General features: G+C 60.2%; 19 protein-coding genes. 6 read left to right on the top strand and 13 right to left on the bottom strand.

Annotation, left to right across the window (positions count from 1 at the left end):
• Positions 1 to 78 precede the first annotated feature (78 nt).
• The 5 genes from pyrR to B0G69_RS09675 all read right to left on the bottom strand — a co-directional run bounded on the left by pyrR (position 79) and on the right by B0G69_RS09675 (position 3681).
• Entirely contained in the window at positions 79 to 597 is a 519-nt protein-coding gene (gene pyrR, locus B0G69_RS09695) for a bifunctional pyr operon transcriptional regulator/uracil phosphoribosyltransferase PyrR (protein ID WP_121316674.1), read from the bottom strand.
• The gene (gene ruvX / locus B0G69_RS09690; protein ID WP_121316673.1) at positions 584 to 1024 is read right to left on the bottom strand and encodes a Holliday junction resolvase RuvX; all 441 of its coding nucleotides are present in this window, start codon (positions 1022 to 1024) and stop codon (positions 584 to 586) included. Before ruvX ends, pyrR begins: the two co-directional genes overlap by 14 nt.
• On the bottom strand, positions 1021 to 1599 hold the full coding sequence (locus tag B0G69_RS09685) for a YqgE/AlgH family protein (protein WP_121316672.1): 579 nt from the start codon (positions 1597 to 1599) through the stop codon (positions 1021 to 1023). The genes ruvX and B0G69_RS09685 overlap by 4 nt, the downstream gene beginning before the upstream one ends.
• A 244-nt stretch (positions 1600 to 1843) precedes the next feature.
• Positions 1844 to 3265: a hypothetical protein gene (locus B0G69_RS09680; RefSeq protein WP_121316671.1), complete on the bottom strand. Its 1422-nt coding sequence runs from the start codon at positions 3263 to 3265 to the stop codon at positions 1844 to 1846.
• Positions 3266 to 3510: 245 nt separating this feature from the next.
• Complete coding sequence (locus B0G69_RS09675) at positions 3511 to 3681, bottom strand: rubredoxin (protein WP_006047743.1); 171 nt, start codon at positions 3679 to 3681, stop codon at positions 3511 to 3513.
• A gap of 290 nt (positions 3682 to 3971) precedes the next feature.
• Between B0G69_RS09675 and B0G69_RS09670 the strand changes: the two genes are divergently transcribed.
• A complete protein-coding gene (locus B0G69_RS09670) occupies positions 3972 to 4832 on the top strand; it encodes a hydroxymethylpyrimidine/phosphomethylpyrimidine kinase (protein WP_121316670.1) in 861 nt (286 codons plus the stop codon).
• Between the two features lie 163 nt (positions 4833 to 4995).
• Here B0G69_RS09670 and B0G69_RS42930 read toward each other — a convergent pair whose 3' ends face one another.
• Positions 4996 to 5505 carry a hypothetical protein gene (locus B0G69_RS42930; RefSeq protein ID WP_347232460.1) on the bottom strand — a complete coding sequence of 170 codons (510 nt, stop codon included), beginning with the start codon at positions 5503 to 5505 and terminating at the stop codon, positions 4996 to 4998.
• 57 nt (positions 5506 to 5562) lie between these two features.
• Here B0G69_RS42930 and B0G69_RS42925 point away from each other — a divergent pair, with 57 nt between their 5' ends.
• Both B0G69_RS42925 and cysC read left to right on the top strand, forming a co-directional pair.
• Positions 5563 to 6246 (top strand): hypothetical protein, encoded by a 684-nt coding sequence (locus tag B0G69_RS42925; RefSeq protein WP_347232459.1) that lies wholly within the window; start codon positions 5563 to 5565, stop codon positions 6244 to 6246.
• Positions 6247 to 6263: 17 nt separating this feature from the next.
• Positions 6264 to 6890: an adenylyl-sulfate kinase gene (gene cysC / locus B0G69_RS09660; RefSeq protein ID WP_121316668.1), complete on the top strand. Its 627-nt coding sequence runs from the start codon at positions 6264 to 6266 to the stop codon at positions 6888 to 6890.
• A gap of 142 nt (positions 6891 to 7032) precedes the next feature.
• Here cysC and groL read toward each other — a convergent pair whose 3' ends face one another.
• Entirely contained in the window at positions 7033 to 8673 is a 1641-nt protein-coding gene (gene groL / locus B0G69_RS09655; RefSeq protein ID WP_121316667.1) for a chaperonin GroEL, read from the bottom strand.
• 54 nt (positions 8674 to 8727) lie between these two features.
• Complete coding sequence (gene groES / locus B0G69_RS09650; RefSeq protein WP_008923887.1) at positions 8728 to 9018, bottom strand: co-chaperone GroES; 291 nt, start codon at positions 9016 to 9018, stop codon at positions 8728 to 8730.
• A gap of 1485 nt (positions 9019 to 10503) precedes the next feature.
• On the opposite strand from groES, the gene B0G69_RS09640 reads away from it, so the two are divergent.
• From B0G69_RS09640 to B0G69_RS09630, 3 genes are read left to right on the top strand one after another with little or no spacing between them, the layout of a single operon-like run.
• Positions 10504 to 11649, top strand: a complete 1146-nt coding sequence (locus B0G69_RS09640; RefSeq protein ID WP_121319274.1) for a glycosyltransferase — start codon at positions 10504 to 10506, stop codon at positions 11647 to 11649.
• 22 nt (positions 11650 to 11671) lie between these two features.
• The gene (locus B0G69_RS09635; protein WP_121319272.1) at positions 11672 to 12760 is read left to right on the top strand and encodes a glycosyltransferase family 1 protein; all 1089 of its coding nucleotides are present in this window, start codon (positions 11672 to 11674) and stop codon (positions 12758 to 12760) included.
• A gap of 50 nt (positions 12761 to 12810) precedes the next feature.
• Complete coding sequence (locus tag B0G69_RS09630; RefSeq protein ID WP_241991291.1) at positions 12811 to 14046, top strand: glycosyltransferase; 1236 nt, start codon at positions 12811 to 12813, stop codon at positions 14044 to 14046.
• Between the two features lie 267 nt (positions 14047 to 14313).
• Here B0G69_RS09630 and B0G69_RS09625 read toward each other — a convergent pair whose 3' ends face one another.
• The 5 genes from B0G69_RS09625 to B0G69_RS09605 form a co-directional block, all read right to left on the bottom strand.
• Entirely contained in the window at positions 14314 to 15795 is a 1482-nt protein-coding gene (locus tag B0G69_RS09625) for an MOP flippase family protein (RefSeq protein ID WP_121316664.1), read from the bottom strand.
• A 140-nt stretch (positions 15796 to 15935) separates the two neighbouring features.
• Complete coding sequence (locus B0G69_RS09620) at positions 15936 to 18197, bottom strand: polysaccharide biosynthesis tyrosine autokinase (protein WP_158608932.1); 2262 nt, start codon at positions 18195 to 18197, stop codon at positions 15936 to 15938.
• 118 nt (positions 18198 to 18315) lie between these two features.
• Positions 18316 to 19629 (bottom strand): cellulase family glycosylhydrolase, encoded by a 1314-nt coding sequence (locus tag B0G69_RS09615; protein ID WP_241991289.1) that lies wholly within the window; start codon positions 19627 to 19629, stop codon positions 18316 to 18318.
• A gap of 81 nt (positions 19630 to 19710) precedes the next feature.
• The gene (locus B0G69_RS09610; RefSeq protein WP_147440715.1) at positions 19711 to 20991 is read right to left on the bottom strand and encodes a hypothetical protein; all 1281 of its coding nucleotides are present in this window, start codon (positions 20989 to 20991) and stop codon (positions 19711 to 19713) included.
• Positions 20988 to 22487 (bottom strand): N,N-dimethylformamidase beta subunit family domain-containing protein, encoded by a 1500-nt coding sequence (locus B0G69_RS09605; protein ID WP_241991288.1) that lies wholly within the window; start codon positions 22485 to 22487, stop codon positions 20988 to 20990. The genes B0G69_RS09610 and B0G69_RS09605 overlap by 4 nt, the downstream gene beginning before the upstream one ends.
• Position 22488 lies beyond the last annotated feature (1 nt).

Raw genomic sequence — 22488 nt, 5'->3', positions numbered from 1 at the left:
TTCAAATTCTTTTCGTGGTTTGCCGATGCGTGACGCTGCGCCGGCGGATGCTGTGCCGCGCACTGGGTCGCGCTGGGTTCAATCGACGCGTGCTTCAGTGTGAAAAGTGAAACGCGGTGCGCCCGCTTCGCCGTTCTCTTCGCGGGCCAGCACGAGCGTGGCGTCGGCGGGCACGGTCACCACGCCACCGACAAAGCGCGCCGCCACCGGCAACTCGCGTCCGCCGCGATCGGCGAGCACCGCCAGTTCGACCGACGCCGGACGGCCATAGTCGTACAGCTCGTTGAGCGCCGCGCGAATCGTGCGGCCGGTGTACAGCACGTCGTCCACCAGCACGATGTGCGCGCCGTCGACCGAGAACGGCAGTGAGGTCGGGCTCGCCTGCGAATGCAGGCCTTTTTTCGCGTAGTCGTCGCGATGCAGCGCGACGTTCACCACGCCGAAGCTCGGCAGGTTCAGGTCGCGCGCGAGCCGCTCGGCAAGCCACGCGCCGCCGCTGTAAATGCCGGCCAGCACGAAGCCGGGCTGATCGCCATGGACCGCGCGAATCTGGTCGAGCAACGCGCGATAAAGCGCTTCGGCGTCAATGGAACTCATGATCGTCGGAAAGTCCGTCTAGATATTGCTGGAGGATGATGCTCGCGGCTTCGGCGTCGAGCATATCGGCGCGGCCTTTGCCCGCGCGGATTCCCGCTTTCGCCTCGACCGACGAATAGCGCTCGTCGATCCACGTCACCGGCAGATTGAAGCGGCCGTTCAGCTGATTGCCGAAGCGCTTCGCGAGTTGGGTCATTTCGTGGGGCGTGCCGTCCGGGTGCATCGGCAAGCCGACCACCAGCGCGTCCGGCCGCCACTCGGCGATCAGCTTGCCGACCTCTTCGAAGCGGTATTCACGGCTGCGGTTCTGCACGATGACGAGCGGGCGCGCGCTGCGTGTCAGCGAGTTGCCGACCGCCACGCCGATGCGTTTTTCACCGTAGTCGAACGCAAGCAGCGTCGCCTCACGTCCGGCCGGCAGGCTCATGCGTGGCCCGCCTCGCCCGACAGCATCGACAGCGAAATGCCGAGCAGCGCGAGCGCGGCTTCGAGACGCTCTTCGGCGGGGACGTCGAAGACGATTTTCGGGTCTGCTTCGACCGTCAGCCAGCCGTTCTTCGAGATCTCTTCTTCGAGCTGACCCGCGCCCCAGCCGGCGTGGCCGAGCGTGAGCAGGAAACGTTCCGGACCGGTGCCGCTAGCAACGGCTTCGAGCACGTCTTTCGAGGTGGTCATTTCCAGACCGCCCGGCACCGACATCGACGACGTGTACGCGTTGCCGTCTTTCGGTTCGTGCAGCACAAAGCCGCGCTCGGTTTGCACCGGGCCGCCGAAATACACGGGCACGTGAAGAAGGGGTTCGATTTCGAGCTTGAGGTCGATGCGATTGAACAGCGCTTCGAGGTCGATGTCGGTCGGCCGGTTGATCACGAGGCCGAGCGCGCCGCGCTCACTGTGATCGCAAAGGTAGACCACCGTTCCTGAAAACGTCGGATCAGCCATGTTCGGCATGGCGATCAGGAACTGGTTGGTCAGATTGATGCGATCGGTACTCTTGGACATAGTTCGGATTTTAGCAAAGACGATGCAGGATGGCGGGCTTTGAGCGTGGAACCGCGATACGTGTCATGAAACATGCCGCGAGCCATCGACGACGAATCAAGTTGCACTCTATCACGCACGCGGGCCTGGGCCACGGTGTGGGTGAGGCATGTGGGCGTATGGGGCGGGGCGGGGTTTTGGCCTCGCGGTGTGGCGAGGTCGCGGGGAGGGAGGCTGGGACAGGGAAACTCCCCGAAACCACAGCTCACCCGCCGCCCTGCTCGATCGCGCGCGTCAGCGTGGCGAGCGTCGTCTGCGTGAGCCCGCCGCCCGGTGGCGCGACGCCCGCGGCGACCTTGTGCAGCGTCGCGCGCAGTGCTTCGGCCGCCTGTTCGAGCGTGCCCGCCGGCGGCGCACCGACGATCACATGCGCGCGGACCGCTGGCGTCGACACCCCCGCGTGCGCACGCCGGCGCCACGCGAGCCCCAGCGCATCGGCGAGCAGCGCCACGTGGCCGAGTCCCAGCGCGCACGCGGCGGAACCGAGCCGGTAGGCGGCATCGCCCGCCTGCAGCGCTTCGCCGGGATCGGCTTTCTCCGGCTGATCGGCCGCGCGGGCGTGCTCGGTCAATGCGGCGATCGACGCGTCCGCCGTCTGCAGGAAATCTTCGTAGGCGTTTGCGTTGACCGTCAGCACGCCCAGATCGCGGGTCAGCAATACGCGGGCCGCGCTGATCGACTGTGCCTCGATCGCGCCCGCCTCCCAGAGCATTTCGGACGACTGGGTGCCCGCCACGTGCCAGTCGACGGTCAGGCCGTAGTCGTGCAAAACCTCGACCTGATCGGCATCTTCCGCCGCGGCACCGAACAGCGCGTAGTCGCGCCACAGCAGCGCCAAGGTCGCGCGCACCAGCGAGTGCGGCGCGCGCTCGACGCCCCGCGCGTGATCGGCCAGCGCCAGATTGCAGCGCGCGTAGAAGCGCCGCGCCTCGGCTTCGCCGGTCGCGTGGCCGCCAACCCGCAAGGCCTTCGCGCAGGCTTTGGCGAGACGCCAGAAATCGTAGGGGTCCGGGCCGGCGAGCTCGGTGAAGACGGCATCGAGTTCGTCGAGGGCCGCGTTGGTGACGGCCAGCGCCGCCGCGCTGCCCGTGTCGGCCTGCGAGCGCAGCACCGGCAGCAGCGCGCGCTCGTAGCGCGCGCGCAGGTGAGACAGCTGGTCGGCAGACTGCGCGTGCAGCGACGCCGGCGGCACCGGACGGGCGCTCAGCGCGAGATCTTCGAAAGCGACGGTGGAACCGGGCGTGTGCTCGGACAGATGCGCACAAAGCGCGCGGTAATGATCAAACAGCTTGGGCGAGCAGGACAGCTCGCGTAGATTGTGGCGCTCGAGCGCGGCGCGAAAGTCGCGCAAGGCCGCGCCGAACACAGGCCGCGCGCTGTCGGCGTCGGACGGACCGCCCGCTGTGAGCGGCGAAAGCCGCACTAGCGCATCCGCGAAACGCTGCGCGCTGAGCCAGCCGGCTCCGCGCAGCGCGTGCGACGCACGCAGCAGCGCCGACGCGCTCTCGTGATTCTGTTCGAATGCCAACGACGCTTCGGCCAGCGCCAGCTCCGCGGGCCGGACGGCACCGCCGCGCGGATTGGGCAAAGCGTCGAAGGAAACGGGTGCAGCGGATCGAAGAGTCATGGGCAGGCGATACGAAGCTGACGGGCCGTCGCTTCACGCTGCACGCAGACTGATCGGCTAACGCGCGAACCGGCGACAGGACAATGACAGACTACCGTTGCGACACGGCACAGTCGACGATGTTCCGCGCCGACGCAGTGGGGCAGGATTTCGGGCACCGGCGGCGCAGCCGGCATGTGGGCGGCTGCCGCTCGCGTGCAATATGCTCCGGGCTCCAGCCGGCTAAACCGGCTACCCGACCGATTTCAGATCTGGACCATCTCGAAGTCTTCTTTGCGCGCGCCGCATTCCGGGCAGGTCCAGTTGATCGGAACGTCCTCCCAGCGCGTGCCCGGCGCAATGCCTTCGTCCGGCAAACCGGCTTCTTCGTCGTAAATCCAGCCGCAAATCAGGCACATCCAGCTTTGATATTCCATTCTTGTGTCGCGTCGTAGAGTCCGTGGAAACGGGAGCCATGATGGTACCGTGTTGCCGCCCCAATGCCTAGCAATCAGAAACGCGCAGCCGCCACGTATGGAGAGACCGCTCCTGTATAGCGCGTGCCCGCTGCAACGGGCACTCGCGGCGTACCGCCAGACGAGCCGCCGCGCGCTGACGAGAACCGGCCCACGCGTGCAAAAAAACGCCCCCGCAACGGATTAGGCCGCATAATTGAGCCGATTGCGCACCTCCCGCGCCAAAATCCTGCACCTTTTTGTCAATCTTCATGCCCAGCGACACGCCTCCGATCGTCCTCACCTTCGGCCTTTCCGACCCCACCGGTGGCTCCGGCCTGCAAGCCGACCTGATGACCCTTGCCAGCATGGGCTGCCACGGCGTTTCCGTGCTCACGGGCTACACCGTGCGCGACTCGGCAAGCTGCGACGAAGTCACCGGGCTCGACCCCGAAGTCGTCGCGACTCAGGCGCGGATGCTGCTCGAAGACATGCCGATCGCCGCGTTCAAGGTCGGCGCGTGCACGCGCGCGGAAGTGGTGAGCGCGATTGCCGAAGTCGTCGCCGATTACGACGACATTCCGCTGATTCTCGCCCCCGACTTCACGCTCGACGACGAACACGTGCTCGCCGCCGACGAACTGCGCGAAGCGATCGCCGATCTGCTCGCGCCGCAAACCACCCTGCTAGTCGCCGATTCGGCCACACTCCTCGCGCTCGCGCAGCCGGATGGCGACGCCGAAGCGCCGAGTCTGGACGCCGCGATCTCGCATTTGCTGTCGCAGGGCTGCGAATACATTCTGTCGACGGAAACTGGCACACACCGACTCGTCAATACGCTCTTCAGCGAAGACGGCCAGCTGCGCCAGGACATGTGGGACCGTGGCAGCCATCGGATCATGGGCCTGACGGATACGCTCGGGTCGGCAATCGCGGCGCTGCTGGCCAATGGCCAGGAACCCGCGGAAGCAGTGCGCGAGGCGCAGGAATACCTGTATCAGGCGGTGCGCAACGCGTTCCGGCCGGGCATGGGCGCGTATATGCCGGACCGCTTCTTCTGGGCGCGCAGCAGCGACGACGAAGCGCCCCCTACCGCTGGCAAAGACGCTGCGCCGGGCGAAGCGCGGCACTGACTCCTCACCGTGCCGCGAAAACGGCATATATCAAACCCGCATTTATGCGGGTTTTTTTATTCCAGGTTCCGCTTTTATCGATCTAGCATAAATTCTGCTTGCACAGCATTACCGAACGCTGTATCGCGTAATTAAACGTTACAACGTGGTGGCATGCGCCACGCTAGACTTGACCATTCACGAACTTGACATATGTCCCCATATGCCCTTTCCGATTTTTTTCATCCATCCTCCGAAAAGCGGCGGTTCGACCGTCATTTCGTTTTTCGATCTGAATATGGGTAAAGACCGGTTCGTGAATTTTGTATGGGATCAGGATGGTTGGGGAAGCTGCCGCGCCAAACTGCTGGAAAACGGAATCGGCGGCGGCCATCACCCGTTTGGCATGCATCGGGCAATCAAGCACCCGGTGCGCTACTGCAGCATTCTGCGCGAACCGCTCGCGCGCCAGATATCGCATTACTGGTATGCCGCGAGCGGCAAGAATGGGGAGGTGAAGCGCGGAGTGAGCGTGTCGATGCCCGAGGCCCTCGTCCAGCAAGGCGCGATGTCCCTCGACGAATGGGTCGGTGAATCGCTTGCCGGGAAGAATCTGTTTGTCCAGATGCTGAGCGGTCATCCCGTGCTCAACGAAAGCAGCCTTGCGCTCGCGCAAAGCCATCTTCGCCAGCATATCGGCACGGTCGGCCTCTGCGAGAACATGAGCGAATTTCTACTTCGGCTCGCCGGCATGAGCGGATTGAAATTACCGTTTTATTTCGAAGCCAATAGAACGATCGGCACGCCAAAAGGCGACATTCCTTTAAGCGATGCAGCCAGACAAAAGTTTCTGGAAGACAATCATCTCGATTACGAACTCTTTCACGACGCCAAGCGGCTAATCCAAAACCAGGTGGATGAAGCGGGCCACGTCTTTTCGAATGCGCTGGAAATGGTCCAGGTTATACAGAAGGAAATCAATCGGCTTGAAAACCCGCACATCTACAGTTCGATGGTTTTCGGCTTCGACGAAGCGTTCCTCGCCAAAGTCAAGAGCGTCATCGGCCGATTCGACCTGGCGCCGATCAATGCCTACCTGGAGTTCGCGCAAAGCCGCCAGCCCGTTCTCGCGGACATGTTCGAAGGCTTCGTCGACACGGTTCACAACGGCGCGGTGACGGGCTGGGCCGTCAATCTCAGCCGGCCGGAAGAAAAAGTGCCGCTCGAGGTTCGGGTGGGCGACGAGGTCGTCGCGAGAGGCTGGAGCGGCGAGTCGCGCCCCGACGTGGCTGGCGCAGGCTACCCGAGCGCCCACAGCGGATTCTCCATTCCGCTGCCGGCCCATGTTCAGGGCGGCTTTCACGTTGCAATCGCAAATTCGCCCGAGAGCCTGAACAACGCGGGAATCTGGCGGCAAGGCTGGCACTGCGCCTGAGCGCTGAGGAACTCACCATGGAACAGCCCCACACTTTCGTGCAACGTTGCCACGGCGCCATCGGCACTCAGGACCGGATGCGCATCTTTCGTCAAAGACCGGTCACGGTCTGGCTCACCGGTCTATCCGGAGCGGGCAAGTCCACGATCGCCTTCGAACTGGAACGGCAACTCGTCGGCTTGGGCCATGCGTGCTACGTGCTCGACGGCGACAACGTCCGTCATGGCCTTGCTCGCGATCTCGGCTTCGACAGGAAAGATCGACACGAAAATATCCGCCGCGTGGCGCATGTTGCCCAACTGATGAACGACGCGGGCCTCATTGTCATCACCGCACTCATCTCGCCGATGCGCGAAGACCGGGCGATGGCGCGCGACATTATCGGGCGAGACAAATTTATCGAAACCTATCTCTGCGCGCCGCTCGATACATGCGTACGGCGCGATCCGAAAGGCCTCTACGCGAAAGCCTTGTCCGGCGAAATCAGTTCGTTTACCGGCGTATCGGCCCCTTATGAAGCCCCGGACGACCCCGAGCTTCGCATCGATACAGCCGCGCTGACGCCGGGAGAAAGCGTCGCACGCATATTCGCCCACTTGCGCGAGAACTCGCTGGCGACGGCAGGCCAGGAAGCCGGCGCGTAACAACGCAAGCCCGCCACCCTCTTTCACTCGGCTCAAAAGAAAAAACCCGCATTTCTGCGGGTTTTTTCTTTTGAGAAGCACGCCTTGCGGCGCACTTCCCCATGCGCTTCCAACCGGGCCTCGCAAGGAGGCCCAAGCGGAATTACATGTCCATGCCCATGCCGCCCATGCCGCCGGGCATGCCGCCAGGCATCGGTGCATCTTCCTTCGGCAGTTCGCAAACAGCTGCGTCGGTCGTCAGCAGGAGACCAGCGACCGATGCTGCGTTTTGCAGCGCCGTGCGCGTCACCTTCGTCGGATCCACGACACCTGCGTCAACCAGGTCGACGTACTCGCCGGTTGCTGCGTTGTAGCCGTAGTTGCCTTGGCCAGCAGCAACAGCTGCCACCACGACGCTCGCTTCTTCGCCACCGTTCGTGACGATCTGGCGCAGCGGCTCTTCCATCGCGCGCAGCACGATCTTGATACCTGCGTCCTGATCGGCGTTAGCGCCCTTCAGGCCGGCGATTGCCGTACGTGCACGGATCAGCGCGACGCCGCCGCCAGCCACGATGCCTTCTTCCACAGCTGCGCGCGTTGCGTGCAGTGCGTCTTCGACACGTGCCTTCTTTTCCTTCATTTCGACTTCGGTCGCAGCGCCGACCTTGATCACTGCAACACCGCCTGCCAGCTTGGCAACGCGCTCTTGCAGCTTTTCACGGTCGTAGTCCGACGTTGCTTCTTCGATTTGCGTGCGAACTTGCTTCACACGTGCTTCGATGTTGGCAGCTTCGCCAGCGCCGTCGATGATCGTCGTGTTTTCCTTGCCCACTTCGATACGCTTTGCCTGGCCCAGTTCAGCCAGCGTTGCCTTCTCGAGCGTCAGGCCGGTTTCTTCAGCGATGACCTGACCGCCGGTCAGGATCGCGATGTCTTCCAGCATCGCCTTACGACGATCGCCAAAGCCCGGAGCCTTCACAGCAACGGTCTTGAGGATGCCGCGGATGTTGTTGACAACCAGCGTAGCCAGCGCTTCGCCTTCGACGTCTTCAGCGATGATCAGCAGCGGACGGCCAGCCTTCGCGACTTGTTCGAGTACCGGCAGCAGATCACGGATGTTCGACACCTTCTTGTCGTGCAGCAGCACGAACGGGTTGTCGAGCACAGCAACTTGCTTGTCCGGGTTGTTGATGAAGTACGGCGACAGGTAGCCGCGGTCGAATTGCATACCTTCGACAACGTCCAGCTCGTCTTGCAGCGACTTGCCGTCTTCGACGGTGATGACGCCTTCCTTGCCGACCTTGTCCATCGCTTCAGCGATACGGTCGCCGATCGACGAATCGCTGTTCGCCGAGATCGCGCCGACTTGAGCGATTTCCTTGTTGGTCGTGCACGGCTTGCTGATCTTGCGCAGTTCTTCGATCGCAGCTCCAACAGCCTTGTCGATACCGCGCTTCAGGTCCATCGGGTTCATGCCCGATGCGACGTACTTCATGCCTTCACGAACGATCGACTGAGCCAGAACCGTTGCGGTCGTGGTGCCGTCACCTGCGTTGTCGCTGGTCTTGGAAGCGACTTCCTTGACCATCTGCGCGCCCATGTTCTGGAGCTTGTCTTTCAGTTCGATCTCTTTTGCGACCGACACACCGTCCTTGGTGACCGTCGGGCCGCCGAAGCTGCGTTCCAGGACAACGTTGCGGCCCTTCGGACCCAGCGTGACCTTCACAGCGTTCGCGAGAATGTTCACGCCTTCGACCATCTTGGCACGGGCGGAATCACCGAATACGACGTCTTTAGCTGCCATCTTCTAACTCCTTGAATTCTTTGGATATGACCGGGAAAAGTAGCGGCTTTGCGCTTACTTCTGCACCACGGCCATGATGTCTTCTTCGCGCATCACGAGCAGTTCGTTGCCGTCGACCTTGACGGTCTGGCCTGCGTACTTGCCGAACAGGACGCGGTCGCCAACCTTCACGTCGAGCGCGATTGCTGCGCCCTTGTCGTCACGCTTGCCCGGGCCGACTGCGAGGATTTCGCCTTGATCCGGCTTTTCCGCTGCGGCTTCGGGGATCACGATGCCCGACGCGGTCTTGGTTTCTTGATCCAGACGTTTGACGATCACGCGATCATGCAAAGGACGAAGGTTCATACATACTCCTCTCTTGATTGAGACTGAAGAACGCTGAGAAAACCCGGTTGGTCGAGCCAACCGGCGATGTTGTTAGCACTCTCGTGCAGCGAGTGCTAATTATATGGACGGGTGGTGACAAATTCAAGAAGGATGGCGCTGCATTGGCGAGATTCACTCCACGCGGAGTTTTGTTCGCCTAGGAGCGCCCCCCGCGTCGCAAAAAAAAGTGAGCACAGTGGAATAATTTCCTTCAAAAACAGTGACCTGCGCGGATTTTGCCCGCCCGTTCCAAATCGGGCCTTGCTGATCCGCGAACGGCCGCTCAGCGGGACGTACGCCGAACTATCCGCGTATAAGCGGTGACCAGGGAATACCCTTGACGTGCAAATAGTCGAGAAAAACGCCATCCCGCCTCAGGCGGGTCGACGGTCTGCTCTGTCGACGCGGCCGGCTCTTTCAGGGGCTCCGGGTCTGGAAACGGTCCGCTCGAAAACCTTTGGGTCGCCACTTCGCAGACGAAACGAAATCGGTCTCACGCCCGGAAAAGTGACTTTTCGTCCTGCCCCTTACGCTGACTTACGTCTCAGCATCCACGCCGTTGTGCTCTGCGATCCCAGGCAAATCAGCTCGCAGTCACAGCGATCTGCCTACACCGAGCGAGTGACTCTCCTGCGACGTAGGATGCATCTGGCTCGCCAACTAACGACAACAAGGCAAGCACCCTGTCCATCGCGGGCCAGCCATGAGGTACGGAAACGAAAGCGACGACCGTACAACGAATCTTCTCGCGAGCACCTTCGCTCGTAAATTTCGCCACAGCGGATTGAATCTCCGGCGGCGATTCGAAAGATCCATCCTTTAACGCCACATACACCCGAACCTGGCGATCAACCTCTATCGACCAATCGATACGACGGACCGCCTTGCTCGATGAGTAGTCCATGTAATCGCGAAATTTTCGCCGGCTGTGCAGAATGGCAAGAATCGTCAATTCGTTGTCCGCGCAAGGGCGCACGAACTACGCCGCGCACTTCTTCAGATTCCGCTTGCCCGCCTTCCGCGTCATCCTTCACCCCGGGTTGCACTGCGTCTGTCCAACCACGTCCAGTATCGCCGTGTCTTGAGTCGCCTTCGAGCAGCCACCGCCAGCAACTCGAACTCGAGCGCGTACCGTGCACGCCTTGTCTTGCCTCTCACCGTTCTTCTCCTTGCTTGATTTGATCTGCTCGACAGCAGACTCGTTTTCCCACGGCACGCTCATTCCGATATCCGTCTATCCGGGTTTCAGCGTGCGCTATCAGACAGAGCTATGGCTCACGTGAGGAGAAGATCACCCTGCGCCAGTGCTTCCATCTAAGGAAGGTCTGCAAAGTCCCGCATTTGATGATTGGACTTCGATGATTTCCATCACCGAAGAATCGATTGAAAACGGGCCGTCTGAACACGCATTCAGTTGGACAGTTCCAACTCGCTTACCACAATCTCGATAACGGGATCAGACATATGAAAGACATCGTGCATATCACGGAAGCCTTCGGAGGGGGGGTTCTGTCGATGCTGACCGAGCTTTCCAATCGCGCCGCGGAAGCGGGGGCAAATGTATCCGTGATTTACTCGTTACGGCGAGAAACGCCTGCAAACTTCGAAAGTCTGTTTCATCCAAAAGTAAAGATGACTCACGTATCGATGTGCAGAGAGATCAGTTTCAAGAAAGACTGGTCCAGCCTGCTCGCGCTAGTTCAAAATTTACGTGACCGTAATCCGCAAGTCATCCACCTTCACTCGTCGAAAGCAGGTGTTCTCGGGCGAGCCGCGGCCAAAATAGCGTCCCCTCACGCCAAAGTATTTTATTCACCGCACGGCCCCGCCTTTCTCCGGCGTGATGTATCGGCTGCGAAACAGTACACCTATTTGAGCTTTGAACGTCTCGCCAACTTCATTGGCGGAACGATCGTTGCATGTTCACGTAGTGAACTTCATGAAATCAAAGGCCGGGTTCACGCGCACTCGTCCGTCCTGATCGAGAACGGCGTCGATATCAATGAAATCCCCCAGCGCCGCAAACGAAGCGACGACAAGGTGATGATCGGCATGACGGGCCGCGCTTCGTTCCAGAAGAACCATGAGGTGTTTCTCAAGCTGGCGAACGAATTTCGCGATCCCTCCGTGAGCTTTATGTGGATCGGTGGGACCGAAGAAGAAGTGCCCGACGTGTACCGCGGCGACGCGGTCACGTGCAGCGGCTGGGTCACCCGTGCGCGCGCATTGGAGCTGATGTCACAACTTGACGTCTATGTTCAGACGTCACGCTGGGAAGGAATGCCGATGGCGCTAATCGAAGCACAAGTCGCGGGTATTCCCGCAGTGGTGACCAACGTTGTGGGCAATCGCGACATTGTCGTTCATTGCGTTACCGGCTTTGTGGCGTCCAACGACGAAGAGTTAGCGAAATATCTCGCTCTTCTGCGTGACAACCCGACGCTTCGTCAGCAAATGGGTGCCGCAGCAAGAAAACGGGCGATGGAGCGCTTTTCAATGGACCTGATCTTTCGCGAATGGCAACTGCTTTACGGCCTGGCCGACGAGCGCATTACCCGCAATGAGCCGCTGATCGTTGACATCGCTCACCCTTATGACGTCAATAGCTAACCGGAGATCACGGTTGAAAAACATGCAACCTGCCGCACCCTCATTCATCTACAACGGTCGATTCGCTACTCAGAAGACGACGGGGGTACAGCGCGTGGCGCGTGAGCTGATCGCTGCGCTTGGACACCTACCGGACAATGGTGGCGTCACCGTTGTCGTTCCGCCGCAGCCGGAACTGCAGTCCGTGGATGGCACCCATTTAGTCAAAATCGGCTTTGGAAAAGGCGTGTTCTGGGAACAGCTCGTGCTTCCCGTATTCGCGGGCCGGCATCGTATTGTCAATCTCAGCAACTCGGCCTCGATCTTTCGTCTGAACCAGGTCATCTACATGCACGACGCGGCGGTATACGATGTGCCGGCGCATTTCTCGCGGCGCTTCCGTGCATGGTACCGATTCATGTTCTGGATTCTGGCGCGAACATCGAGTTGCGTGGTGACCAATTCGGATTTCTCGCGGCAGCGCCTCGCGCACCATTGCGCTGTGCCGGCCGAACGCATCAGCGTCGTTCCGCTTGGGGCGGATCACCTGGATGCGATCACACCCGACGCAAGTGTTTTGCAGGAACACGGCCTCGTGTCGAAGCGTTTCGTCCTTGCGGTCAGCAACATGAACCCCACCAAGAACTTTGGCCGCATTCTCGAATCCTTCCGCCAGCTCAATGATCCTTCGATTGATCTGGTGATTGTTGGTATGAAGAACGCGAGCGTGTTCGGCGAGGTTCAGGACATGCGAGCCATCGCGCCAAACATCAAAGCCGTGGGGTATCTCAACGATCAGAAGTTGAAGGCCCTGTATCAGCATGCGCACTGCTTCGTTTATCCCTCTATTTACGAAGGATTTGGCATTCCACCGCTCGAGGCCATGCGCTGCGGCTGCCCGGTTATCGTGGCCCGCTCTTCGGCATTACCGGAAACGTGCGGCGACGCAGCGCTCTATTGCGACCCCTTCTCTTCAGAAGATATTGCGGACAAGATGCGCACGCTGCTCCGTATGCCGGACATCAGATCGACCATGATCGAGCGTGGTTATTCGCACGCGGCCAGATTCCGCTGGGACACAAGCGCCGAGATGCTCCGGCAAGTCATCAATCGATCCTGGCGCAACCCATAAAGGCGCTTTGCAGTCTTGCGGCGGGGGCCCTCGGGCTCTGTCCGCTCGGCGTGGCCGCCGGGCCTATTCCGAGTTTAAGGAGAACATCAGTGAGGTTGGGCATTTATTGCGATTCGGGTGTCAACGGCGGTCACGAAGAAATGCTCAAGCGACTGATTCTCGCGCTTGTGAAGTCTCCGGGAATTGTCAGCTTTCATATTCTGGTACCGACCCAGAATAAGCCAATGTCCGATTTTGCGAGCGACATTGCGGCCCAGCATCGCCAGGTCGTCGTCACCCCGCTACCTTTCACGACCGAGTCGATTCACGGCAATCCTCTCGCGCTACTGGCGACGTCATGGAGCACCGCGGCCAAATTGCGCACGCTGAATCTGACGAAACTCGTGATCGCTCAAGGCACGATCGTGTCGGCAATTACCGGTTTGCTTGCTGCGCGACTGGCTCGCACGACTGCCGTCAGCTACATTCCACTAATAGATGATGCCGCGCAAGCGGGCGCGCCCATTGCCGAACGCGTCAAATCGCGCGTTAAACGCGCGTTGTACCGGCTGCCGCACCAGTACATCACGCTCAACGATCATCTGCGCGAAAAACTGCTGAAGCAGGCGCCGGACACGCCCGCCGCGATTCTCGAAAACTATGTCGACAATCGATTCAGCCGTTCCACGCTTACCCGTGAAACGGCGCGTAGCTCACTCGGTTTGCCGCAAAGCGGAAAGTTCATTTGCGCGCAGATTGGCCGGATTCACTTTCAGCATAAACGGCAAAGCTTCCTGCTCGCCGCCATCGAGAAGCACCCCGATGCCTTTGCGAATAGCATTGTGCTCATCGTCGGTGACGGCCCCGACGCGGATAAGTTACAACAAGCGGTGCAAGGGAGCGAAGTTCTGTCGCGTTGCGTGCGCATCATCGGCCCGCAAGCCGACGTGCTGCCCTACATCCTGGCGAGCGACGTCGTCGTGTTGCCCTCGGCCTATGAGGGCGTGCCGCTTGTGATGATCGAGGCCGTGCTGGCCGGGCGCCCTATCGTGGCATCGCAGGTATCGGCACTCGGCTCTTACTTGCCGGCCGAATTGCTGTTTCCTGTTCACGATCACGACGCGTTCGTCGAAAAGATCTTTTCAGCACCTGCCTATCCGCTCTCTGGCCTGACGGATTCTTTTCGGGTGCGATTCTCTCGTGAAGCGTTCGATGCTCAGGCGCAGGAAGTCTTACTGCAGCCCGTGCCGCAACGTCGCGTTGCGGCCCATCTCGAGCACAATACCGCGGATCTCGGTACAAAGTAGCGCGCTCAGGTTCAGCAGGAACGTTGTATCGAAGGCCATGGCACCAAGCAGCAATCTCCACGGCCTCGATTATGACGACATGATGTCGTGATAATCGAGGCCGTTCTGACTTGCCGGGCGCAGTGCTGTTTTCTGTTCACGATCGATCAGGACGTGTTCATCGAAAGGATCTTTTCCGCACTCACCGCCGACCCGTTCCCCGAACAGGTGGATTCTTTCCGGGTGAGGTTCTCTCGAGAAGCGTTTGACGTTCAGGCGCAGAGAGTATTACTGCAGCCCCTGCCGCAACGCCACGTTGCGGACCATTTTGAGCACAATGCCGCGGATCTCGGCGCACAGTAGCGATCGGTCCAGCAGGAAGGTTGCGCCGAAAACCACCGCACCCAGCGCAATCTCCAGAACCAGCTTTACGCCAGGGTGCACGGACCCCTGCAGCAGACCGGACGCGATCCAGACGCTCGCCACCATCGGCACGGTCATTCGCAGCGGAATGAAGCAGGCATTGAGATATTCGCCGAAACTCGGACCCAGCACGCGCTTGATCAAGAGCAGATACATCGGCAGGAAAGCGATCACTTCGACCGCGAGTAACCCCAATGCGACGCCTAGTGCACCACCCAGATAAGCGCCAACGATAATGGCCGGCACCATCGTCGCGGTTTTCGCCAGGTTGAACCAGAAACTCAGCCTGATCTTTCCGGTCGCCATCATCAGCGAGGTGACTGGATGGCCTATTGAACGGAATGCTCCTACCAGGCAAAGCACTTGCATGATCGGTGTAATCCAGAGCCATTTCGCACCGAACATGCTCACGACAAAATCAGGGCCCGCGATCAGAAGCCCAAACACGAGCGGAAAGTTGAACATCGCCATGAAACCCGTCAGCTTGAAGTAGTTCGTACGAAGCTTCGCCGTGTCGTCCTGGATGATCGAAAAGACCGGAAAGAGTACGCGCGTGAAGAACGGGTTGAGCCGCGCCGGAAAACCGACGGCGCAATTGTGTGCGAGGTTGAAGCCCCCAAGCGTTGCCGCGCCTAACGCCCGGCCCGCCACGATGCCGCCGAAATTGAAGTTCAGGTAGAACACCATCGCGTCCATGGCCTGGAAGACGCCAAAGCCTAGATACGACCTCGTGTCCGCGAGTCGGAATCGCCATGCGGGTTTGTGCAGCTTGCGCCCGCTTACATTGAGCATAAGCGTACGACATGCCGTTCCGGCCAGCGCCCCGAAAATCGGAGCGTAGGCGCCATAGCCGCGCATCGCGAAGACAAGCGTCGTGACGAACAACATCAGAGTGGACGCAACCTCGATCTTCGAGAGCATATTGAACATCAGCTCCCGCTCCATCAGCGACCGGTACTGCAAACCATGCGGCGAGATGAAGAACAACAGTGCACCGAGACCCATCAGCGACTTGAGCTCGGGCTCCGAGAAAAACCACGCCGCGAGACCGCTTCCGGCAAGCAAGACCCCGCCAAGGACCGCACCGAACATGACATTGAGCCAGTACAGCGATGACAACTCCTGCGTGGTCACGTTCTTACGCTGTACGATCGCCGTGCTCAGTCCCATGTCGAGAAACATGTCGGCCAGCGTCGTGAACAGCGAAACCATACTCACCAAACCCAACTCGGCCGGCCTCAGCAAGCGGGCCAATATGGCCACCTGCACGAACTGTACGCTGACCGTCAGGATCATCGACGTCGCCGACCACTTCGCCCCGGAAATCGCTTTTTCTCGTAGTGACATTACTTTCCTATCGTCCAAACTACACAGGGCAGCACCGGCGCACGCGTATTCGGAAAAAATAGCAGCTATAGATCAGCGGGTTGTAGGAGCGTGTGCCCGGACCTGACTGCCGGTCCACCAGAATCAGGTCCGGGTCGGGTTCAATAGCGCCGGCCGCCTTTCAGGCCGTACTCGTCATTCTCGCCATATCGCGACGGCAGAAAGCCGTTGAAAATATGTCCACCGACATTTGCACCGACGTTCGCCAGACGCTGAAGCGTTTCTTCCAGCTGGCGGGAACCGGTATGGTCGGCGCGCGACACGAGCAGAACCAGGTCGCAACCTTGCGCCGCGATCGTCACGGCATCGCTCACTGGTAGAACCGGTGGCGAGTCGATCACCACGAAATCGTAGGTTTCGCGCAGCGTGCTGAGCATCTCCCGGAAAGCGGGACTGCTGAGAAGTTCGGCAGGATTCGACGGATAAGCGTCGCCCGCTCCCATCACCGACAGATTGGTTCCATCCTGCCTCACGATCGCTTCGTCGAGCGTCGCCGTTTTCTTCAGTACTTCCGCCAGTCCGGGCCCCGCGGGGTCCTGCTGCAGACGGCCCAGTTTCCCTTGCCGCATGTCGCCGTCGATCAGAAGAACCGATTCTTCGGTTTGCGACAACAGGTAGGCGAAGTTTGACGAAACGAAGCTTTTCCCCACGCCTTGTGTCGGGCCGGTGAACAGAATCACCTTGTTGGTCCGCTCGCTGCTGACTTTCGCAAGCATGGCTCGCACGCTGCTCGGCAATGCACGCAATGCTTCGACACTCGGATCTCGCGGACTGCTCACCGCGAGCAGTTTCATCGGTTGATCCTGATTGTTGCGCGAGTCGACAACGCCGCGCAACTGCGCCTTGGATCGCGCAACCACGGCGAGACGCGGCAGGTCGGAAACGTAGTCAATTTCCTGCGGCGTACGGAATTCCCTGCGCTGAAGCGACACGAAGTGAACCGTGACCGTTGCGGCAAACAACCCGCCGAGGAACGAACCGAGCAGGATGATCGCCTTGCGCGGCCACGACGGCTTCTCCGGCGCAACGGCCCAGTCCATGACGTTCACGCCAGACGCAGTACTCGCTGCCGCTACTTCGAGCTGCTGAATATTGGCCAGCACGCCGGTGTAAATCTGCTTGTTGATGGAGACATCGCTGGACAGTCTCACGAATTCGCGTTGGGTGGCCGGCAGATTCTTCGTGAGCTCGCCGGTGCGCGAAATCTCGCGGCCCACCTGCTCCAATTGCTGAACCAGTCCTCTGTACGTCGGGCTTTCCGGACCGAAGAGCTGACGCTTGTCTTCGAAGTCGAGTCGCAACTGCGCCTGCCTTTCAACGAGCCCATTCATACGAGAAATGAGCGATGCGCCCTGTTGATCCATGTCGATGGCCTGATTCTGCGTCCGAAAATCATTCAGGCGGTCTTCCGCGGTCTGCAGCTCCGCCTTCAGTTTCGGCAGCCGTTCGCTCAGGGTTTGGAGTTTCACGTGTGCCTGAGCAGCGCGATCGTCGACATTGCGCTTCACGAAAGCATTGACGATCGCGTTGACCATCCGTTCCGCGCCCATCGCTGAAGTCGTCTGATAGCTCAACCTCATCATCGACGAGTCCCGCAACGACGTAGTCTGGGCGGTTACGGCAGTCTTCAACCGACTGCGGACGTCTTCATAAGCCGCTTGCGGCGACAGCCTGGACAGCGAGAACTCGATACCCGGCCGCGCGCGCAGGACGTCGATCCGCAGTTTGCCCGACCCGGCTTCATCATCGTTCGTGACCTGGAAAGTCGCGGTTTCCCCGACACGGCCCTGGACAAGTTGATGGCCGTCCTTGTCATACAGGGTCCAGTTGCCGTCTTCACCTGTCACCACACGAAACTTTTCGCCCAGCGCGGCGTCAGGCACCTGGAAGATCCCGGGCTTCAGTTGCTCGCCGCCCCAGGCGAATCCGCTCAGCCCCAGAAACGGCTTCCTCAACCGGTTGCCGGCAGCATGGCGCGATGCGAAATAGCGGCCGAACAACGGAAAGTAACTTTCCGTTTGCACGACCGTATCGCTCCCCGTTGCCGCGATTGCTTCGCCGACAATCGTGCGCGAACTCAGAACATCGGTTTCATCGTCGGCGGACTGGTCGGCCGACATAGTTCCCGATACGTCGGACAGCGCGCTGATCGATGCGCCTGGCTTGATCTGCACACGCAACAGCGCGTCAGCCCGGTATTGCGGCGTCGCGCTCAGAATGTACAGGCCGCCCGCCAGACAGCACACGCCGACAATCGTTGAAAATAGCAACTTGTGTCGGGCGATGCTTCGCCAAAGGCCGGAAAATCCGTCGTTTTTGGCGGGAATCATGCCCATTGGCGACTGCCCGATGTATGAACTCATTTTATTTTCCGCGATAAAAGACGAGGGTGACCTCGTTAGAACACACAAGCTTCCACTTTCCAGACTGCTGTCCAAGTGGAACTGCCCGGGAACTTCCATTCACGCCGTATGTGTAACGCTACGACGGCACGCTGACAAAAACCGGCCCAAGCGTTTCAGGGACTGCAAGCAAATCCGTCGTCGTCAAAACCTTGCCATACATGTCAGTCACGACTGCACGACGCGGCAAGTGCGACACGTCCAACCTCAATGCATTTCCGTCGTCATAGGACCAGAGCACATATTTCACCGTGCCCGCTCTGGTCCCTAGTTTGAGGACGATATATCTCTCGTGTTCGTTGATGAAGTACTTCGCACTGGTTGCATCGGCCGTAAATGAGAACAGATACTTCGATGCGTCATAGGCCGGCAGCCTGTTGTTGTTCTCATCCAGCAGACCAAAGTTGTGCTCCTGATTCGTCGGGCTCGCACCGTCGTTGCGCATGTCGTAGTAAGCCGTGAGCCCCACTTCGGCGATCCAGTCGACCAGAAATCGCCGCACCGCATATCTCGCCTGGCGTGCACGCGCTTTCGGCGAATGCCCGTTGTCGATCCCGGAGACATACTTGTAGCCGTAGCTCGGGTATGACCATTCGGTTGCCCAGATGGCCGGCGCATTCTTGTAGTTCGCCAGGTCCTCGCGCAATTCACGGTAGTCGGCGAAGACCGACTCCGGATCTCGCTGCCGGTAGGGATGCACGCTGATCGCGTCGGCGCCACGCAGCGTCGCACTGGAAATATCACCGACGGCCCGAATGAATGCGCGGTTGATCTGCTGCACGCCTCCCGACGCAATCTTGACGTCCGGATTGGCTGCGCGGGCTGCCTTCACCGCGGTCGTCAGCAGGTTCCGGTATTTCGGGGGAGAAGGGTCAGCCAGCCAGTACATTTTGTGATCCTCTTCGTTCCAGACCTCGAACCTTACGTTGGCACCGCGATAGCGTTGCGCTGACTGATAAACATACGTGTAGAACGCTCTAAGCTGACTCGTTGTCGTCGGTGGCTGATCCGGGCTGAACTCATAATGCTTATAGCCGAGGATAAACAGCACCCCCAGACCTCTTGCCGCGCCATCCGATACCAGCTTGTCGTATGCGCCGAAATGCCAGCCGTCGGGCGCCTGGACGTCTTCCCAGAAGAGATCCGTACGAACAAAAGAGAAGCCCACGTCTTTCACAGCATCCAGCAAGCGCGTATCGTTGACCTCGTGGATCGCCACACCCGTATCGGCCCGAGCCGCCGCGAACGACGGCAGCTGGACGTAGGGCTGTTCGTCCTTCGTTGCCACGCCGCTCAGGATCACCACCGACCCCGCCGGCATGGCAAAGGCTCGAATAGCCAATGAACCTGCAAGCGCAAGCGCCAATCCGACGCAGCCCACAAGGAGAATCACGATCCGACTCGATCGCCTGTCTCTCTGAACTTTCATCTACCCCCCTGGCCGCGCTCGTCGGCTAACCGCACCCCGTCAACGTCAGTTCATTTTTTCGTGTCTGTATGATCGAAACGTCGATCTCCGATGCCTGACGGACAGCACAAAACCGGGACGCATACGGAAGCGCTGTACGCCCACGCCTAGCCAGAGCGTCTTCGCTGTGACGCCGAAGAAGAGCAGGCAGCCGAGCGATTCAAAGATATCCGTGGTGACCCCGCTGATCAGCAGAAACATCATCATCGTCCACGCCACTCTATCTCTGGAGGCACTGGAGAACAGTATTCTAGATAACAAAGTGGCGAAGATAACCAGTCCGATAACGCCAAAGTTCGCGATCGCGTACAGCGTAATATTGTCTGCATAGCCGATGTTGAAACCGAAGTTGGTGCGGTAGTAATCGGTCGCCGCGCCAAACCCGCCGGGACCAATCCCAAACCAGATCAGGTTCTCGCGGAGCATGCCCTGCAAGAGGAGCGGCCACGTACGCTCGAATCGATCCTGGAACGAGCTGAGCGCACCACCGTCAAACATCGAGTCATTGATCGCCGCCGAGATCACGAACGCAGCGAGCGGTACGAGAAGCGCCGCCGCCGCAGCCCAGATAACGCCTTTGCGGATGGTCTCCAGCCTGCAGAAACGATCTATTCCGAGGACGATCACCAGCGCAACCAGCGAGGTCTTGTTGGTGGTTGCCCAGATCGAGAGTCCCGCCACCGCGAGCATCATCGAAACGAGACTGAGCGAGCGAAATCGCGGCAGCAGCCAGGTGGTCAGCAGGCCGATCATGAGCCCCGTTGCGGCGCTGTCGCGCCCAAAACCCGGCAAACGCGGCGCCTCTCCGACGTAGTTCGAATTCGTGACGTGTACCGCCGTGCCGTCCACCATGGTGTTCGCCCCGACCCAGGGCAGCGGATTGATATAGCCGAAATAGTTCACCAGCACGCCGGCCATACACACGATGGCGATGACCGCCACCGTCATTCGTGCACCGGGCCTCTCGAGAATCGCAAGCGCTTCTGGCGGCGCCAGCATGGTAAAGAACATCGGCAGCATCATCCACGCCCAGAAAATCGCCGCGTTGAGGGTGACGCCATTGAAAAGCGACACGCAAATCTGCATCGCGAAGAACAGCAATACGAATACGTGACTTGCCTTGGGACGTCTCAGGACGATGAGCGTGATGCACAGGGCCATCATCACCTTGGGCAGATAAATGGCCTGCGGCACGCCTGCCAGCGACGTGTAGTAGCGAATCGCCCCCGACATGACATCGCTCGTCACTCCGAGGAAGAAGGTCAGTATCCAAAGCGGGCCCATCATGAGTTCCCCGCACCGATCGGCGCTGCATGTTCGTCGCGTTCGCGGGCAAGCGGCGCGCTAAGCGTTGTGTCTTCCAGTGAAGCGTCTTGCGCAGCGAGGCCCAGGAAATTCCGCATTACATTGAGCGTAATCCGCGCCACGATGGCGTGGCTGCTAGCGTTTTTATCCATCAGAACGCGCGGCCAATCGGTGGTGCCGCAATTGAACACCTGCCCCGGCTTCGCCCCACCACCCAGATCGGGTGTAAACACGCCCATGGCAGCGGCGCCACCTACGTCCCAACCCACGAGCCTCGTCGAATTAGCCAGTGTCACGAATCCGTTCGGTGTGGGCGGCACGCCGTCGGCCTCATAGCCGACCAGGCGATCTTCCGCGCCGAACGTCTGCGCGTCCTTGACCTGCGTCCCGGCAAACACCCAATGGTCCGCGAGCCGCACCGTATAGCCGACTGGCTCGCGTTCGGGTTTGACCCATTTGCGCCTGAGCCGGCTCCAGACACCGTATTTCGCGCCGCCATAGCCGTAGCTCAAACCGAGAAGATTGCTCTCGCTGTAATCCGGCCAGGATTCGGCAAGCCGGTTCATTACCTTGATATTGTTCACATCCGCCTGCGCCCCGAAATCGACCGGGCGGTAGCAGGTATTACCGCTGAACACGGCCAGATTGCCGCCGCCGGCAATGAAACGCGCGACATGGTCGCGCATTGGCTGACTCCAGTACTCATGGTGTCCGACGCTCAGCATGCAGCGATATCGCGTCAGATCCAGGTCGGTGGCGCGATGCAGGTCCACATCGGTGTAGAAGTCACAGGCGAAATCGTGCGCGCGCAGCCAGCGGATGAACTTCGCGTCCCAATGCGTGAAATGCTGGCGCGGCGAGCGCCGGTCATAGGCATCGTCAGGATAGCCAAGTTGGGCGCCAAGGCCGCCGCCCGGTCGCAGAAGTGTGACTTTCGTCTGCGGGTGCGTGCGGTGAACCGGATCGCCGTAAAAGCAGCCGCCGCCCATCGAGTTGTAAGCGTGGTACGTCGCGATCGGCACCACGTACGCGATCGATGCGGCCGGTGAACGGGGTCGCACGATAATGAGCGCCATGCTGTCACTGTCCGGCGGGGTGGCGAAGATCGGCTGACGCGCAACGCAGCGGCGGCCCAGGTCCGTCAGCGCTTCACCGCTCGGGCCGACCTCGTACGCAATCGCCGCATAGGCCCCGCTTTCCATCCCCTCGATATCCGGCTTCACCGTGATCGTCGGCCAGTTCCAGTCCGTGTCGAACCGAACCGGCATGCGCTCGCGCGTCGATTCGAATACGTACTTGCCGTTGATCAGCTTTGCCGTTACGTCCCGCGTGCCCGTCGCGACTACCCCGCCCACGCAGATCATCGACTCCGCGCCCTGTTGCTGATAGATCGCGATCGAGAATCTGTTGCGCGGCTGCACCGCGAGGTCGAAGGACTCGCCGGCGGTGAAAGATGTTTGTAGTGGATAGAGTTGCATG

This window comes from Paraburkholderia sp. RAU2J (genome assembly GCF_003634845.1).
Lineage (GTDB): Bacteria > Pseudomonadota > Gammaproteobacteria > Burkholderiales > Burkholderiaceae > Paraburkholderia > Paraburkholderia fynbosensis.
This window is presented reverse-complemented; position numbering and strand designations above follow the sequence as displayed.